This window comes from Paenibacillus sp. ISL-20 (genome assembly GCF_018613005.1).
Classification (GTDB): Bacteria; Bacillota; Bacilli; order Paenibacillales; family Paenibacillaceae; genus Paenibacillus_AQ.
In genome coordinates, this window is sequence record NZ_JAGGRD010000042.1 from 19,320 (window position 1) to 36,831 (window position 17,512).

A 17,512-nucleotide genomic window follows, 5' to 3' on the forward strand; every position below is an offset into this window, starting at 1 on the left:
ACCTTCCCCTCCTTACTGATAAACAACGGCGATCAATTCTTCTTCCTGTGTCAGCATCTCCGTCTCGATCTCGAGAATCGACATCAACTGCTCCTTCGTCTGCATTCCGGTCAAATCGAGCATCTTCTCCCGATAAAAGACAAATACCTTCGGGATCGTCGCGTTTGCATCGGAGTAGATCGTATTGTCATCCAAAAAATCTTGTAATCGGTCCCCGAACTGAGCCTTGGTCAGCTTCGCGAAGTGGACGTTCCCCTTCTTGAACCGAACGACGCCTTCCCGATCGAGCACGCTCACATAGGTCGTTTTCTTCTTGATCAGTCCGAAAAATGATTTCTTCGTCTCCTCGCAGGCGAATAGGCTCCATCGGCCGCACTGGGACGCCAGCATCATGCTGGCCGCCGGTTGATCGACTGAGCTAGCGGCTATGGCGGCCATCTCCTCGACAGACAGCGCTTGCTGACCCAGATCTTTGGAGCGAAGCTCTGTCGAGCCGGTAGCGACTGCCCGCAAAATATTTTTCTGGCTATCAATCTCGATCGTTACCTCGACCGTATCCTCACTGGCGCCGGATTTGACGATGCGCTCGACGATCTCGGACCGAATGCGCTTGATATCCTCTTCCGTCGGATTCACGACGGTTCTCTCCAACTGCTCCTTCACCATCGCAAGGGCGACGCCTATGGTCGATACATAAGGCGCATTATTCGCGATCTGGAAGCGGAACTGCTCCCGTTCCGCCATCGCCGGAACGAGCACGGCCCCGCTGCCTCCGCCGCCGACCAACGTCACAAACGAGCGATCCAGCTCATAGTCTTCGATCATCTCATTGACGGTCTTCATCGTCTTATCAATCGCGATATTCATAACCTGTCTGGCGGCCTCCTCGATGCTCAGGCCTACATGGTCAGCAAGGGCTTCCCATGCCCGCACGGCCGCTTCCTTGTTCCCTCGCGCGTAATCGCCCTCCGGAATATAGCCGAGAATGTTGGCCGCGCCGGCCAGTGTGTAGGAGAATTCCTTGCCGGTCTCACTCTCCAAAATAATATATTCGGCCGGATCCCCTTCCCGCGGGCTGACGAACTTGACCTTCGGATTGACGATCTGCTCCGCCCCGGCGAACGCCTCGTATTCCTGGCCCGCAATATGGGCGCTTCGCGGGCCGACATCGATGATGTTCCCGTTCGCCACCTTAATCATGCTTCCGCCGGCAATGCCAAGCGTCCGGACATCCAAGGACTGCAAATAAGTCCGGTGGCCGCCGACTTGGGCATTCTTGATCATGACCTTCCCGTTTTTGATGACGGAAATATCGACGCTTGTGCCGCCGACCTCGAAAAAGATGCCGTCCGACACCTTTTCATACATCAGCACACCGGCAACACCGGCGGCAAGTCCCGACAGCATCGTCAATATCGGACGTTTTCGCACCTCGTCGATACTCATAACGCCGCCGTCGCAGCGCATAATCATGAGCTGGGATTGAATATTCGCATGTTTGACGGATTTCTCCGTCATGTTCGCCGTTTCCATCATTTTCGGAATGAGAGATGCATTCACGACCGCTGTTCTTGTCCGTGTCTTGAGTCCATACAACTGGGAAATTTCATGCCCGCCGGTAGCATACATGCCTTTGCGGCTCGCTATCTCGACGACACGAAGCTCATTGGCCGGATCATCAACGCTGTACGCCTCGGAAGCGACGATCACTTCCGCCCCCTGTCGCGCAAGCTCGTCAATCGCCGCTTCGATAACCTCATCCCGCAAATTTTTGGAATCGAGGTACGTATGGTACGTCTTCAAATATTTGCCCGGCGCCAGCTCAATGTCCCCGGGATTCGACTCCGAGCGCGCGCTCATGCCGTCAAGTCCGGAACCCATGCCGATAATGCCGACACGGGCCACATCCCCCTCCAGCAAGGCGTTCGTCGCTTGCGTTGTCCCGTGGGCGATAAAGGTCACATCATCCGGAGCAATGCCCTCGCTCTCCAAAATCCGCTTCAATATTTGTACAATCCCTTTTGCCACGCCATCCTCGTCATGATGTGTCGTCGGAATTTTCATCTTCCCGATAACCTCGTACGTCTCATTGTCAATGACGGCCGCATCTGTGAAGGTGCCTCCGACATCAATCCCGACCCTTACTTTTCTTCTCTCCATCGTTCTCCTCCTGCGACAACGGGCAGACACTCGTAAGTCTCCGCCCGGATTCTATCTGCTTCTAAAAGACCATGAATGAACCCAACACCATCGAAATCAGCACCGCAACCATCATCCAAGGAAGCGTCTTTTTCAAAATATCGTTAATGTCGCTCTTCGTAAAATCCGCGACCCACACATTATGCGAGTTGGTCGGGTCGGATACGGCCTGCACGTTGCTGACGACGCGCAGCGCCAGCATCGCCGCGACCGGGGTCATACCCGCCGACACGAACAGAGCGGCAATACCGCTGCCAAGGCCCCATACGTTCAGCGGCCCGCGGTAGATGGCGAGCGGAGATAGCAACGTAAAGAACAGAATGTACATCAACGGGTTGGTCGGTAGCACAGCTTCAATCAACGGGCTGATCAGTGCCGACACCTGTGGCGCCATAACGGAATTCAACAAAATGCCGATGCCGATCATGAGCGCCATCGCGCCGGCAACGTCCTGAATCCCTTCCACCAGCGCACTGGACAGGACATGAATCGGCCGCTTCGGCCAGGTCAGCAGTATCGTAACCAACGCGCCGATGACCACCGCCGGGACAATGTCGAGCTTGAATGCAAAGACGAGAATGACCGGCACAAGCGGGCTGATGAGGGCAAAAGCAGGCACTTTTTTGCCTTCTCCTCCGGATGCCGTCGGCATCGCCCATGCTTTGCGGCCTTTGCCGTCCCGCCGGATGTAGAATATAATCATCCCGAGCGACACAACAATGAGCGGCAGAGCGGCGACCAGCGTATAATCCGCAATCGTCTGAACCGGGAGGCCCAGCACATCGACATAAACGGCCCAGTTGGAGACGTTGAACAGCGCGCCGACGCCGACGGCGGAAATAACGACGATGGATGCGACAAACTGGGAGATGCCCGCCGTCAGCATAATTGGAATGACGATCGTACCAACTAGGATGACCATACCCAGTCCGCCGGCCGCCGAGAAGATAATGGATGCGGTTGCGAAAAACAGGACCGCAATCAGCATCGGCTTGTCACCTGCAAGCTCGGCCGCTTTTCGAATAATCGACTTGGTAATGCCGACTTTATTCAAAATTTGTCCGAACCAGGCCCCGAACACCAAGCCCGCGATGGCGCCCGATAACCTCATCGAGCCGGATGAGAGAATCGTCTTGGCAATCGTGGTCGTCTCGGGATCGTTCGACATCCACGGCACGCCGGCAATGACGGCAAACAGAATCGCCATCAAGGGCAGGGCCAGAATGGTCGGAAGCTTCCGGGTCATCATTAACCCGACAAACACAAGAAAAACAAGTAAGATGCCGATGGCTTGAACCCACATGAAAGATGTCACGTTGTATTCTCCTCTCGAATCAAGTTCTCAATAGGCTAATCTTCATCTATATTTCTAAATAAGCGCCCTGTGCTTTCAGCACGGACTGCACTTCCTTGATGTCCACATCCCGGACGCGAATGCCTTTCTTCGCGGCCAACGCGGATGCTACCCCGCCGGCATGGCCGATCGCCCCCGTCGTCGGTGTCGTCCGCATCGCTGCCTGCGCTTCGAAGGTGGCCGAAATGCATCGGCCGATGACGATCAGGTTCTGCACAGAATCCGTGACCATACAGGAGTAAGGAATGCTGTACATACCGCCCCATTCCAGCTTCTGATGCTTCGTACCTTCTCCGTCCGGACTATGGATATCGATCGGGTAGCCAGAATGCGCGATCGTATCTTCGAACAGCCGCTGTTCCAGCAAATCATCGGCCGTCAGCGTGTACACGCCCTTAATCTGGCGGGATCCCCGAATGCCAATATTCGGGCCGGTCGATTCCACGACCGCATGCTCAAAGCCCGGAATATACTTGCGCATGAACAGCTCTAGCTCGCGGCACTGCTTCCGCCCTTCCATCTCCGCCTTGCTCAGACTGAACGCATCCGTCGGATCATGACCGAGGATCCGGGTCGTATTCAGGATGACCTCGCCCGGGTTGTTGGTCTCGAAGAATAGCACATTCTCTCGCGGAATCGAGATCTCGCCCCTCTCCTTCGCCAGCTTGAACAGACTGTCGAACCCGCCTACCGACAAGCGAGGCGCCTTCTCAATGATGGACGTGTCGCCCTGATACAGTGGAAAGTCTTCCGGGTGGGCGTGAATATATTGTTTTACCTTCGGAATATCGACGTTGTACATCTTCATCTTCAATGTCATCGGCTGCATGGCCCCGTCGGACTCCCTGCCCTTAGTGAACTCGGCTCCCGCCCCGACGGACAAATCGCCGTCTCCCGTCCCGTCGATGAACACGGAGGCCTCGATGTCGCTCAAACCTGATTTATTGCATACTGTGATGCTGACAATTCGTCCGCCCTCGGTCTTCACGCCAGCCAGCATCGTATGATACAGAATCTCCCCTCCGCTCTCGGTGACCATCAGCTCCAGCTCATGCTTCATCGCTTCGGCATCGAACGGGGTAACCGAATACGTAAAGCCAACCGTATCGAAAATATGCCCCGGCGACTTGCCCTGCTTCTTCAGCCGTTCAATCAGCTGATCTGTAAACCCTTGAATGGCAAGCTTCTCTCCCGCATGGAATGTCATCATCGGCCCTACCCCATTCGCAGTAAGTGTCCCGCCCAGAAACCCATGGGACTCTACGATCAGCGTTTTCACCCCTAAACTCGATGCCGCAACGGCTGCCATTGCTCCCGATATGCCGCCGCCCATGACCACCACATCATACTTCAGCCTGTTTCCCATATCATCCTCGCTCCTTCTGATTTAGTGATGTATGATTTGCTGCTTTATCCATAGCCTATCAAACAAAAAGTTAAATGTAAATGCTTACAAGAAAATAATTTTCTATATATCCGTAAATTATGTTTATTATTTTCTAAGTGTTCTTATTCTATCTGTTTCGGCATATACAATAAAAAATCACCGAAATTTTCTCCGGCGATCTGCTCCGCGCGTCCAAAATAATATACTGAATTTCAAAACACAAAAAAGGGACTTTCAATGATCAGTGAAAGTCCCTTTCTTCTTTGACAAAACATAATCTCTACTATAAAGACGCGAATAGCAAAACCAGAATCGATCACTGTGCAATCTTTAGTTCGCATCTTGCAATCCGCTATAAATAACTCTCCTTATGACCTTACCTCAACCTTTTCCTCGTTCAGCGCCCTCAAAATGGTATGCCGGTCGCGCAGATTGTGCGCCTCCCGCAGGCTCTCCCGGAACAGCCCGTCATCGATGCCCAGCTCCTGCAGGGTGGAAGGACCTCCGGCTTGCCGCAGCAGATCGGCAATTTTCTCCTTCGAAGGGACCTTGCGCAGCCACTCCCGAACCTGCTCTCCATATGTCTCCCAATGCGTAGGCTTGGCATTAGGATACACTCTCTTATCGGCCGCGTCGTGATATAGGCTCGATATTTCGCTGCAGGCCACCCCCACTTTGGCACCATGCAGCAGGGCCCGGTTGCCGCGGCGCAAGTACTCCATCTCCCAGTAATGCGAGAGATGATGTTCCGCCCCGGAGGCAGGGTGGGACTGACCGAACAGCAGCATCGCGATCCCCGACTCGATCAAAGCCGTCATCAGAATGCGGATGCCTTCGTCCGTGCGCTGGCCGATCGCTTCCACATGCTGAATGCAAGCTTGAAGCGCCCTCTCCGTAATGGCTGCCACTTGATCATCATAGGGCTCACCGGCCGTGGTCGAAGAGAATTTCCAATCCAGCAGCGATGTGTATTTGCCGAGCATATCGCCAAAACCTGCCGCTACCAGCGGCTGCGGTGCCTTCACTAGAATGTCCGGATCGGCGAATATCGCGATCGGAGCCGTGGCCGCAAAGGTTTGCTTGACTCCCCGGACCACGATCGGCGCGCCCGCCGAAGTAAAGCCGTCAACCGAAGGTGCCGTAGGTACCGAGATGAACGGCTTGCCGCTCCGATGACTCACAAAGCGCGTAATGTCATGAATGGTCCCGGATCCCACAGCGACCAGGCATCCTGTCTCTTCAGGCTCCACTTCGATAAACAGCTGCATCAAGGAGCGTTCATCCGCCACAACGTCGCCTTGCTCATCCGGCTCAATCAGACACAGCCGAGTCTTTTGGCCAGCGGCTTCCAAGCTCTCCACCAGCTTTTTCCCCGCTGCTTCATACGTATTCGCATCTGCGACAACGATCGGTGAACCAAGGTCCTGCCGTTTAAGATACGAAGGCACGTCATGCATAGCGCCGGGCTCAAGGGCCATGGTTTCTAGTCCGCGGAACGCGGGCTGCAGCTCCCTAATCCGGTTCATTAAACCTTTTGCATCGTTCAAGTAATCCGTCATGCAGCTCCTCCCTTCGCCCCATCCCATGTTGTTTATTCAAACTCTGGTCTATATTTGTCTCAAAGGACGTCCCGCCCTCCATATGAGGGCGGTTCGGTCCTCATATGGTTTTGCTCTCGCCGGCCAGCCTATTCAGCCGTTTGCTTAATCCGCTTCAGCCGCTTCATCACGTTGTTTTCGCCCCGGCCGAAATAGTCATGCAGCTTGCTGTACTCCTGATACAGCTGTTCATACACTTCCACATGCTCCGGAATCGGTTTGAAGGTCTCTTCCTTCACCCGTGCCATCTTCTCGGCGGCATCGATAATCGAATCATACCCGCCTTGCGCCTGACCCGCTGCGACTGCGGCGAACATCGCGGCGCCAAGCGCCGGCGTCTGTTTGGAATCAGCCACCATGATTTCGCGATTGGTGACATCCGCATAAATCTGCATCAAGAGACGGTTCTTTTGCGGCAGTCCGCCGCATGCATACAGGACATCCACGGCGACACCGTTCTCATGAAAAGCGTCCACGACTTTGCGCGTGCCGAATGCGGTCGCCTCAAGCAAGGTGCGGTAGATTTCCTGCGGCTTTGTCAACAGCGTCATCCCTAACATCAGCCCGGTCAGATCCGTATCCACCAGCACGGAACGATTGCCGTTCCACCAATCCAGTGCGAGCAGACCGGTTTGACCCGGCTTGTATGCAGCCGCTTCCCGCTCAAGCCATTGGTGCACGCCAATCCCTTCCTCGGACGCAGCTTCTTTTACATACGCAGGAAGCGCTTCCTCGACGTACCATTCAAAAATATCGCCTACTGCCGATTGCCCGGCTTCATAACCGTATAATCCGGGAATGATGCCATCCTCGACGACACCGCACATGCCTTCAACCTGCTTCTCTTCGGTACCGAGCAGCATGTGGCAGATCGATGTACCCATCGCCATCACCAGCTTGCCCGGTGTGACAACACCGACCGCAGGCACCGCGGCATGAGCATCAACGTTACCGACGGCCACAGCAATCCCTGGAGTTAAGCCCATCATCACCGCCATCTTCTCAGTCAGACCGCCTGCGCTGCTCCCAAGGGAGCGGACCTCTCCGCGCAGCTTCGTATCGGCCAGATCCTCCAACCGGGGATCCAGTGCCTTAAAATATTCCTTGCTTGGATATCCGTCTTGCTTATGCCATATCGCCTTGTAGCCAGCCGTACAGCTGTTGCGGACAATCTGGCCTGTCATTTGGGAAACGACCCAATCGGTAGCTTCCAAGAATCTATCCGTACGTTCATAGATCGCCGGTGCCTCGTCAAGAATTTGCCAGACCTTTGCAATCATCCATTCGGAAGAAATCTTACCGCCATAACGGGGCAAAAAGGCTTCTCCGCGCTCGGCGGCAATCGCGTTGATCTTGTCCGCTTCCGGCTGGGCGGCATGATGCTTCCACAGCTTAACCCAGCTGTGCGGCTGGTCGGCCAGCTCCGGTTGGAAGCAGAGCGGCTCCCCAAGCTCGTCAACGGGCAGCATGGTGCAAGCCGTAAAATCAATGCCGATGCCAATCACATCCGCCGGATCAATCCCGGATTGCTGGATGACGGCAGGCACGGATACCTTTAGAACCTCCAGATAATCGCCCGGATGCTGAAGCGCCCAGTCGTGCTCCAGCTTCTTCCCTGAAACCGGTAAAAACTCATCGATGACATGATGCCGGTAAGGCGTAACATGATTCGCTACTTCCTGCCCGTCAGCCAGATTAACCAACACCGCACGCCCGGACTGCGTTCCGTAATCGACACCAATGGTGTATTTATTCCCCATCTCATTTCCTCCTACAGATGAAATCATGAATGATGAATACAAGCGTTACTTTTGACCGTAATAGGCATTAACTCCATGCTTCCGTAAAAAATGGCGATCCAGCAGCGTCTGATCCATCGGTTCGGTTTCCGGATTAATCTGCTGCATCCGGGCTGCAATCTTGGCGCACTCCTCCAACACTACCGCATTATGAACCGCGTTATGCGCATCCTTGCCCCACACGAATGGCGCATGTGAATGGACAAGCACGCCAGGCACCATGTTCGGATCCAGGTCTGCGAATAGCTCAACAATGACGTTGCCCGTCTCCAACTCGTAGGCCCCCTCGATTTCTTCGCGGGTCATGGGCCGCGTAACCGGAATTTCCCCATAAAAATAGTCGGCGTGCGTTGTTCCGTAAGCAGGAAGCGCGCGTCCGGCTTGAGCCCAACTCGTTCCCCATGGAGAGTGGGTATGCACAATTCCGCCGATCTCTTTAAAGTTCTGATAGAGGACCAGATGTGTCGGGGTATCGGAGGAGGGCCGCAAATCGCCTTCAACGACATTTCCCTTCAAATCCAGCACGACCATGTCGTCCGCTTTTAAATCCTCGTAAGGCACGCCGCTTGGCTTAATGACAAACAGTCCCTGTTCACGGTCGATACCGCTTACATTTCCCCATGTAAAGGTAACGAGTCCGTGCATCGGAAGCTCCAGATTCGCCTCCAGCACCTGCTGCTTTAAATCCTCCAACATGAACAACCGCTCCTCTCTATATTTCAAAAATGTAGTTGTACGTACAAGTTGGCAAACAAGGGTCCGAAACTTCGGACCTTTCACTCCCTTATCCTCTACCGTTTCTTCACCGATTCTCTCTCCACCAGCTCCGGTTGAAATACCGTATCCTCTATAACGCTATGATACTCAATCATGCTAATTAATTGTCTGGCCGCCATAATCCCCATCTCTGTCTTCGGGTGGGTCATCGTTGTCAGCTTCACGCCGGAAGCTTCGGCTAGCGTTGAATCATCGAACCCGACCAGGGACACATCCTGCGGGATTTGCAGCCTGCATTGTCCGGCAGCCTCTGCTAAAGACACAGCCAGCTCGTCGTTATAACATACAAACCCCGTCGGTCGCAGCTCATCCGGCTGCTTCAGCAACTGGACGGCCTGATCATACGGAAAACTTCCCTTCTGTTCCGTTGTATACGTAACCACCCGCTCCGGCGAAACGGGAATTCCCGCCTCGCGATGCGCACGTAAGAAGCCTTTCAGCCGGTTCACACCCTGAAGATCGTCCCGTTTGAAGAATCCGGCGATCGCCTGGTGTCCGTTCTCGATCAAATGACGTGTAGCCTTGTAACCGCCAAGCTCATCATCAAGCTTCAGACAAGGACATTCCAACTCCCGATACTTCTCATTGATCATCAAAAACGGGATTCCCTTCTCCTGCAGGGATAGGAAATACGTCAAATTCGGGTTGCCCTCCGCACTCTTGGTCGGCTCGATAATCAGCCCGCTAAGCGGCTGACTGGTCATGAGCTGAAGACTCTCCATCTCTTTCTCCTTGTTGTTATCGGTACTGGAGAGCAGCAGGCGGTATCCCTTGCTGCGCAGCTCCGCCTCCGCTCCCCGAACGATATGCGGGAAAATATAATCCGAGATATAGGTTGTTATGATACCAATCGTCTTAACCTGCTTGCTCTCCCGCCGCTCGGGATTTCTAGCGAACGTCCCTTTGCCCTGAATCCGTTCCAGCCAGCCTTCCTTCTCCAGCTCGCCGAAGGTTTGGCGGACCGTCTGGCGGCTTACGCCGAACTGGTCGGCGATTTCATGCTCCGAAGGAACTTGTTTGCCCGCTTGAAGCCGGCCGGATTCAAACCAGGAGAGCAGTTCGTTTTTTAATACAATATATTTGGGTATCCGTCTATTATTCATCATTCACCTCTAGCCTCACGCACTCATTATGTTAGGATCACCTGCAATCCTAAGTTATCTCGCTATTGTAACACAGGCCAGGGGAATGCTGACAGAACCAGTTACCGCAGGCGGTATGCGGCTTCACTCCAGCGGAGCTCGTTCTTGAAGCGCGGTATCGTTGTATCCTTATCAATAATGACCGCTTCAATGCCGACCATCTCCGCCCAATCGCTCAAATGCTCAGCCGTCATGGCATAAGAGAGAACGGTGTGATGCGCTCCACCGGCCAATATCCACGCTTCCGCAGATTCGCGGAGCGATGGCTGCGGTTTCCACAGCACACGGGCTACCGGCAGCTTCGGCATCGGCTGCTCCACCTTGACGCCATCCACGACATTCACCAGCAGTCTGAAGCGGTGACCCAGATCGATCAGGGAAGCATTAACCGCCGGGCCGTCTTGGCCGTTAAACACGAGTCGCGCGGGATCTCCCTTGCCTCCGATCCCGAGCGGATGGACTTCCAGCGTCGGTTTATCCAGTGCAATGGTCGGACATACCTCCAGCATGTGCGATCCAAGAATCATATGATTCCCTTGCTCGAAGTGATAGGTGTAGTCCTCCATGAAAGAAGTGCTTTTATTGCCCGCAAGCACCTTCAATACACGCGTCAGGGCAGCTGTTTTCCAATCCCCTTCCCCGCCGAAGCCGTAACCCGACTCCATCAGACGCTGTACGGCGAGTCCCGGAAGCTGCTTCATTCCATGCAGATCCTCAAAGGTCGTCGTGAATGCGCCAAAGCCGCCCTCTTCCAGGAAACGACGAAGCGCAATCTCGATCCGGGCTTGATACGCAATCGAATCGCGCACGGGATCGTCGCTAAGCCCTTCCTTGGTTATGGAATACAACTCCGCATATTCGTTCAGGAGCGCCTTAACCTCTTCATCGCCGACTTCATTCATGGACTGCACAAGATCGCCGATGCCATAACCGTTCACGGACCAGCCAAGCTTGATTTGGGCTTCTACTTTATCCCCTTCGGTTACCGCCACTTGGCGCATATTATCGCCGAAGCGGGCCACTTTCAGCCTGCGGCTTTCGGCATAGGCCGCAGCGGTCCTCATCCAGCCGGCAATGCTGCCTCGAACCTCCCCGTCTTCCCAATGGCCCACAACCACCTTGCGAGCAATGCCGAGACGGGCACCAATATGACCATACTCGCGATCACCGTGCGCGGATTGGTTCAAATTCATAAAATCCATATCAATCGTTTCCCAAGGGATATCCCGGTTGAATTGGGTATGGAAATGAAGAAGCGGCTTCTGCAATTGGGATAGACCCGCGATCCACATTTTGGCCGGGGAAAAGGTGTGCATCCAGGTCATAATACCTGCGCAGGACTCATCATTGTTGGCCTCAAGAATCAGGTTGTATATTTCATCGGGTGTCGTTACGATCGGCTTGAACACAATGGGATAGGAAAATACAGGATCTTTATCAAACTCCGTTGCCACGATGCGGGAATGCTCAGCTACCTGCTCCAGCGTTTCGGGACCATACAAGTGCTGGCTTCCGGTGACGAACCAAAAAGAATGCGGTTTCAAATTCATAATTATAACGCCTCCTGTATGAATGCTTGCTCGCCAGCTTGTACATACCTATAAACAAATATATAGATCAAATTATAAATGTACGTACAAGTTGAATCACTCACATTCTACCCCCGCATCTCAAAAATAGCAAGATCAAAATAAAAAAAGCCTGGAAAACCAGGCTTTTTTTATTTAATCGTATATTGGGCCTTCGAATCAGGATCTTGGATCAGTTTTTTTTCGCCACCGGATTTCCCGGATTGGTTGTGATGCTTAATGACTTGCTCAAAATATTATTTCTGCACCGCTGCTTTCAGCATTTCGATCTTCTGTTCTTTGGACATATCCCATGTGGCTGAAATGCTGTATTCGAAGCCGCCTTCATGCCAAAACACGTATTTTGGATAGATATGCGCCGGGAAGTCATCCTCAAAGAAGCCTTTCTTCTTACTTCCCTCTGAGTCCAACGTATACTTTGAAATGGCCAGTGTGTCTTTCCCGTTCGTATACTCAAGACGGATGGTTGCCGCCTCTTCCCAATCTATCTTTTTCGCATAGATGGGTTTTCCGCTCTTCTTGCCTTCGGCCCTTACTTCCTCAAGGAACTTGCCTTCAGTTGGACCTTCAATTCTCGCTTTGGAAAACTTATATCCCTCCGGCAAGTTGGCGGGCTGCTTCAGGATGGAACCTTCCAGCGTGGAAGCTCTTTTCAAGTAGTCCTCGTAAGCGGTAAATGTTTCTATCCCTCCCCAATAACTTAGGTCGAGTCCGCTGTTAAGATCCTTATATTTATGATACAGAACGTACATATCGCCTGTCTCATTACTTAGCTTCTTCACTCTATTGGTCTCAGCTTCGATATACTTCTTTTCCTCTGGAGTTAGAGCCTTGGCTGCAACTTCTGCTTTTTTCTGCGCCTTTTCCAGTTCTTTCTTGTAGAGCTCGCGGTCTATATCTCCCTCGGGATAGATCATATCAGTAGCTTTTAAATCCTGTTCCGATTGCACGGAAGCCTTTGGTGTTACGCTCCCTGCATCGCTTTCCTTAGCATTAACCAATGTCACGCTGCCAAGCGCGATAATCATCCCCATCGCCAGAATGGATAGACGGTATGATTTTTTGTGAAAATGTTTAATCATCGTAAGTCTCCTTTTCATTTGTTTATGTGTGGCGGACAGGCCGGCAAGCCCCGGCTGGCGTTGGTTTCCTGAAAAATGCTCCAACACGTGGATGATCGTTTGTCCGTATGCATTGTTTTGCTGCGGGCTCATCCGATTCAAGGCGCATGCATCGCAAGCCATCTCCTGATCCTGTCTTGCTTTACGTACGGCTAGCCATAATAACGGATTAAACCAATGGATGATCAGGATGGTATGCATCAACCAGTTCACGGCGACATCCCGCCGCTGAATATGTGCGAACTCATGCGCCAGAATATATTGAAGTTGATCTTTTTTCAGCGTGATGAGCAGACTGGGCGAAATGGCGATCGCCGGCTTGCTAAAACCGACCACGGCAGGTCCAGGAATTCGCTCGCTGGACAGAAATTGCACTTTTTGCTTCACGCCTAATTGCTGTTTCGTCTCGTGAAACACTGCCGATAGAAAAGGCGTATCTATCTTTCGGCCCGCGCGCAGGGCTTGTTTCAATCGAAGCTGGTCGTATACCGTTTTCGCGGCAAGAAGCAGCACGCCCGCAAACCAAACCGCAATCAGCGTATTGGTGAAGCCTATTTGGTTGAACCCATTCCACCAAAAGCCGCTCTCCTGCACGAGTCCCGATTCAAGGGATGGAGCAGGTACTTCCGAGGTTCCGCTTGCTCCCGGGTTTATAGAGCGCTCAACATGAACCGTCGCCTCGCTTATTCTCCCCGCTTCCTTCCCACCCGATGAAACTTGAGTTTGTTGATGAATACCGGGTGCTATGGCCTCCAAAGACAAAACATTGTACAGGCTAAGCGAGGATTCCGGAGCCCAAGGGAGCAGCAAACGTATGGCTACAGGTAGCCAAAGCCAATATTTCCATCTGGCCTCAATTTTGTTTCTTAATAGAAACTGTAGAATCAGCACAAGTACGATCAGGATGGAGGCCATGAACGATCCGCGAATCACCCAGCCAAAAAAAGACAATAAATGTTCATGCAATGTAGGACTCATCAGGGCTCTCTCTTTTCTGTTTCCCCGTCGCTGCGGTTATCGTCAAACAATGCCTTTAGATCCTCGATTTCTTGCGCATTCAGTTTTTTATCCTGCAGAAAGTTGGCCAGCATCGGCTTTAAAGATCCCCCATAAAGCTTTTTCATGAAGGATTTGGTTTCGGACTGCAGATACTCCTGCTCGCTGATGATCGGATAAAATAGTTGGGTGCGCTTTGAACCCTTTTCCAGTTTCGCACCCGCTGCTTCCTTCTGCACCAGACGACTTAGGAGCGTCCGGGTCGTATTGGGGCTCCACCCCATTCGATCCGTCATTTGTTTTACGACCTCGCTGGAAGGGCAGTCCGGATTTGTCCACAATACGCGCATAATTTCCAGCTCTGCATCCGTAATCGGTGGTATTTGATTCATGCATGAAACCTCCAAAGTCAATTTACTCAGACTACATATGTAGTTATAATACACATGCTACATTTGTAGTTTAGTAATGTCAACTTGTTTGGCAGAGCGTAATTTCTCGTTTTTGTTACACGAAAAAATGATTCGCACCGCCTGTGGGCATGATGATCTGCAAAAGAACCCATGTCATCGTATTTTGGAGCGCCTGTCCGAGAAAAAATATAGCTGGCGCAAAATGTTATTTTTTCACGGCTGCTTTTAGCATTTCGATCTTCTGTTTCCTGGACATATCCAAAGAGGAGGTTGAAATGCTGTATTCGAATTTGCCGCCATCATTCCAAAAAACGTATTTTGGAAAGACTTGCTTCGGCAGCTTATCGTCAAAGAAACCTTTTTTCTTGCTTCCCTTCGAATCTACCGTATCCTTGGAAAAGCCCAGCGTGTCTTTTCCGCTCGCATATTTAAGACGGATGGTTGCCGCCTCTTTCCAATCGATCTTTTTCACATAGATGGGCTTTCCGCTCTTCTTACCTTCGGCCCTTACTTCATCAACGAACTTTCCTTCGATCGGACCTTCAATGACCGCTGATAAAAACTTATATCCCTTTGGCAGGTTGGCAGGCTGCTGCAGAATGGATCCCTTCAGGGTTGAAGCTTTTTTCAAGTAGTCCTCGTATGTTGTGAATTCATGAATCCCTCCCCAATAGCTAATATCAAATCCGCTATTTAATTTCGGGTACTTATGATACAGGACATACATATCACCCGATTCTTGGGCCAACTCCTTCACTCTCTGGATCTCAGATTCGATAAACTTTTTTTCCTCTGCAGATATAGGCTTGGCTGCTTCGTCTGTTTTTTTAACATTGGCTTCTTGGGCTTTCTCGTTGGACTGCACCTTCGCCGCGAGACTTACGGAAGAACCCATTAATAAAATGCTGCTTAGTGTCGCGATTGCTACTTTCGTTGCTGCCTTCATTTGGTAATGCTCCTCTCCTATGATTTTTTATTTTTATAAACTACAACTGTAGTTACAAATCAATACTACAACTGTAGTTCAATAATGTCAACACGGTTTGTGCAGATTTTTTTTTCGTTGAATACAAAAAAAAGAAGAGCTGTCCCTGCAGGTGAAAAAACGAACCCAAGTGACAACCCTTAATTATGATCATTTCGTATAGGATATCGGTACCCGATCCGGGTAATCCGTAATAATCCCATCCACGTTAATTTGAAGCACATAAGGAATTTGCAGCATATCCCGAATGGTCCAGACCATCGTTTTCATCCCGGATTGATGTATCTTTTGGACCAGCCCTTTGGATACCAGCCTCATCGATACATTCACATACTCCGCATAAGCCTTCATATCTTCCAACCGCTGCTTGGATAAGTCACCCGCACTGGTGATAACAACGCCCAGCGGGATATCGGGCATCAGCTTGCGGAACCGAAGCAGCGAGTCCGTATCTGCTGACTGCACGATGATCAGATCCTTGTACCGCTCACCACCGTCAGCGCCGATGATATACCTTTTCAAATCGTCTGCAACCTTTTGTTCGATACCCGGATACCGGGAGGGAGATTTCAATTCGATCAACAGCCCGATACGCCCCGCGAAATGCTCAAGCACCTCTGCCAAAGCGGGAATGACTTCTCCTTTAAACGCCGAATCATACCATGAACCTGCATCCAGCCTACGCAGTTCCTCGAAGGTTAAATCGCCTACTTCTCCTTCCCCATTGGTGGTTCGCTCAACCGTAGAATCATGAATCACGACGACCTGTCCATCCTTGCTCAATTGGACATCCAGTTCCAGCATATCCGCTCCCATATCTAAGGCTTTAACAAAAGAAGCCATCGTATTTTCCGGGGCATAACCCGATGCCCCCCGATGGGCGATATTGACCCAGGACTGATCGCGTTCATTCTCCGACCTCATCCAGACTTCCTGTTCCCTGGTTTGATGAAAAGGATAGTGCGGGACATCAGCCACATGTTGAGAACCGGTCACTGCAAGCATAGCTGTTACGATAACAATCATTCTTTTCATCAGATTATCAATCTCCTAGTCGTACCTTGTTCACTTTATAGCTGCCTCGCTGGAGAATCATTTCAGGGCAGCCTGCGCATTCCTCATCTGATGCTAATTCTTCCCTTTCTGCTCCAAGTTCAGTCAGATATGAATGGACTCAGCTCAATGTTCACCAGGTATAATTTTTGTTCATTTTATATTTAGCTCTTGTAATATGAACGTAAATGGAGTAATTTGTACATATATGAACATTATAAAATTCATTAAAATACAATCTTGAGGAGATGAATGAACATGGAAAGACGTTATGCCTCACACCCGAACGAAGTGAAACAATTTGACACAGAAAGACTCCGCAAGGAATTCCATATCCCAGTTCTGTTTACGCCTGACAAGCTGGAGCTTGTCCTGACGCACGAAGATCGTATGATTATCGGTGGCGCAGCTCCCGTTCGAGAGCAGGTCAAACTGGAAACGGAACTTAAAGAATTGGGTGTTTCCTCTTTCCTGGAACGCCGTGAGCTTGGCATTATCAACATTGGCGGACATGGTACCGTGCTGGTTGACGGTGCAGAGCATGAATTGAACAACAAAGAATGCTTGTACGTTGGCATGGGTACGAAAGAGGTTATTTTTAAAAGCACGGATCCATCCAACCCAGCCAAATTCTATTTGAACTCTGCGCCGGCGCACCAAACATTCCCGACAGCTAAAGCCACTTTGGAGGAAGCTGATTCCAGCGCTTTGGGCGATATCAAAAATTCCAATGATCGTGTGATCTATCGTTTCATCCATCAAAAAGGCATTGAGAGCGCTCAGCTTGTTATGGGTATGACCCTCCTGAAAGAAGGAAACATGTGGAACACGATGCCTGCCCATACCCATCCAAGACGCATGGAGGCTTATCTCTATTTTGATTTACCGGAAGAAGCGGTGGTCATCCATCTGATGGGCGAACCTAATGAAACGCGGCACATCGTTATGCGCAATGAACAGGCCGTGATTTCGCCAAGCTGGTCGATCCACAGCGGCGTAGGCACAAGCAACTACACCTTCATCTGGGGTATGGCCGGAGATAATAAACGTTATGATGATATGGACCCGGTGTCCATAAAAGATTTAAAATAGAGGGGAT

The 17,512-nt window shown here is 51.4% G+C and carries 13 protein-coding genes; 1 reads left to right on the forward strand and 12 read right to left on the reverse strand.

The features are described 5' to 3' along the window. Positions 1-12: 12 nt before the first annotated feature. The 12 genes from J7E85_RS23825 to J7E85_RS23880 form a co-directional block, all read right to left on the reverse strand. A complete protein-coding gene (locus tag J7E85_RS23825; protein ID WP_215162175.1) occupies positions 13-2,160 on the reverse strand; it encodes a hydantoinase/oxoprolinase family protein in 2,148 nt (715 codons plus the stop codon). A 61-nt stretch (positions 2,161-2,221) separates the two neighbouring features. Continuing rightward, positions 2,222-3,514 (reverse strand): citrate transporter, encoded by a 1,293-nt coding sequence (locus J7E85_RS23830; RefSeq protein ID WP_353049552.1) that lies wholly within the window; start codon positions 3,512-3,514, stop codon positions 2,222-2,224. Positions 3,515-3,560: 46 nt separating this feature from the next. Beyond that, positions 3,561-4,919, reverse strand: a complete 1,359-nt coding sequence (locus J7E85_RS23835; protein WP_215162177.1) for an FAD-dependent oxidoreductase — start codon at positions 4,917-4,919, stop codon at positions 3,561-3,563. A gap of 389 nt (positions 4,920-5,308) precedes the next feature. After that, positions 5,309-6,499 carry a sn-glycerol-1-phosphate dehydrogenase gene (locus J7E85_RS23840; protein WP_215162179.1) on the reverse strand — a complete coding sequence of 397 codons (1,191 nt, stop codon included), beginning with the start codon at positions 6,497-6,499 and terminating at the stop codon, positions 5,309-5,311. A 128-nt stretch (positions 6,500-6,627) separates the two neighbouring features. Continuing rightward, positions 6,628-8,298 (reverse strand): ribulokinase, encoded by a 1,671-nt coding sequence (locus J7E85_RS23845; RefSeq protein ID WP_215162181.1) that lies wholly within the window; start codon positions 8,296-8,298, stop codon positions 6,628-6,630. A 45-nt stretch (positions 8,299-8,343) separates the two neighbouring features. Beyond that, positions 8,344-9,033, reverse strand: coding sequence for an L-ribulose-5-phosphate 4-epimerase (gene araD, locus J7E85_RS23850; protein WP_215162183.1), 690 nt, complete (start codon positions 9,031-9,033; stop codon positions 8,344-8,346). Between the two features lie 95 nt (positions 9,034-9,128). Then, a complete protein-coding gene (locus J7E85_RS23855; RefSeq protein WP_215162339.1) occupies positions 9,129-10,217 on the reverse strand; it encodes a GntR family transcriptional regulator in 1,089 nt (362 codons plus the stop codon). A 101-nt stretch (positions 10,218-10,318) separates the two neighbouring features. Further along, a complete protein-coding gene (gene araA / locus J7E85_RS23860; protein WP_215162185.1) occupies positions 10,319-11,806 on the reverse strand; it encodes an L-arabinose isomerase in 1,488 nt (495 codons plus the stop codon). Positions 11,807-12,081: 275 nt separating this feature from the next. After that, positions 12,082-13,944: a M56 family metallopeptidase gene (locus J7E85_RS23865; protein ID WP_215162186.1), complete on the reverse strand. Its 1,863-nt coding sequence runs from the start codon at positions 13,942-13,944 to the stop codon at positions 12,082-12,084. Continuing rightward, entirely contained in the window at positions 13,944-14,354 is a 411-nt protein-coding gene (locus J7E85_RS23870) for a BlaI/MecI/CopY family transcriptional regulator (RefSeq protein WP_215162188.1), read from the reverse strand. The genes J7E85_RS23865 and J7E85_RS23870 overlap by 1 nt, the downstream gene beginning before the upstream one ends. A 226-nt stretch (positions 14,355-14,580) precedes the next feature. Beyond that, positions 14,581-15,321 (reverse strand): hypothetical protein, encoded by a 741-nt coding sequence (locus J7E85_RS23875; protein ID WP_215162190.1) that lies wholly within the window; start codon positions 15,319-15,321, stop codon positions 14,581-14,583. Between the two features lie 189 nt (positions 15,322-15,510). Then, complete coding sequence (locus tag J7E85_RS23880; protein ID WP_215162192.1) at positions 15,511-16,395, reverse strand: glycerophosphodiester phosphodiesterase; 885 nt, start codon at positions 16,393-16,395, stop codon at positions 15,511-15,513. A 276-nt stretch (positions 16,396-16,671) separates the two neighbouring features. On the opposite strand from J7E85_RS23880, the gene kduI reads away from it, so the two are divergent. Further along, positions 16,672-17,505, forward strand: a complete 834-nt coding sequence (kduI, locus tag J7E85_RS23885; protein WP_215162194.1) for a 5-dehydro-4-deoxy-D-glucuronate isomerase — start codon at positions 16,672-16,674, stop codon at positions 17,503-17,505. The last annotated feature ends 7 nt before the right edge of the window (positions 17,506-17,512 follow it).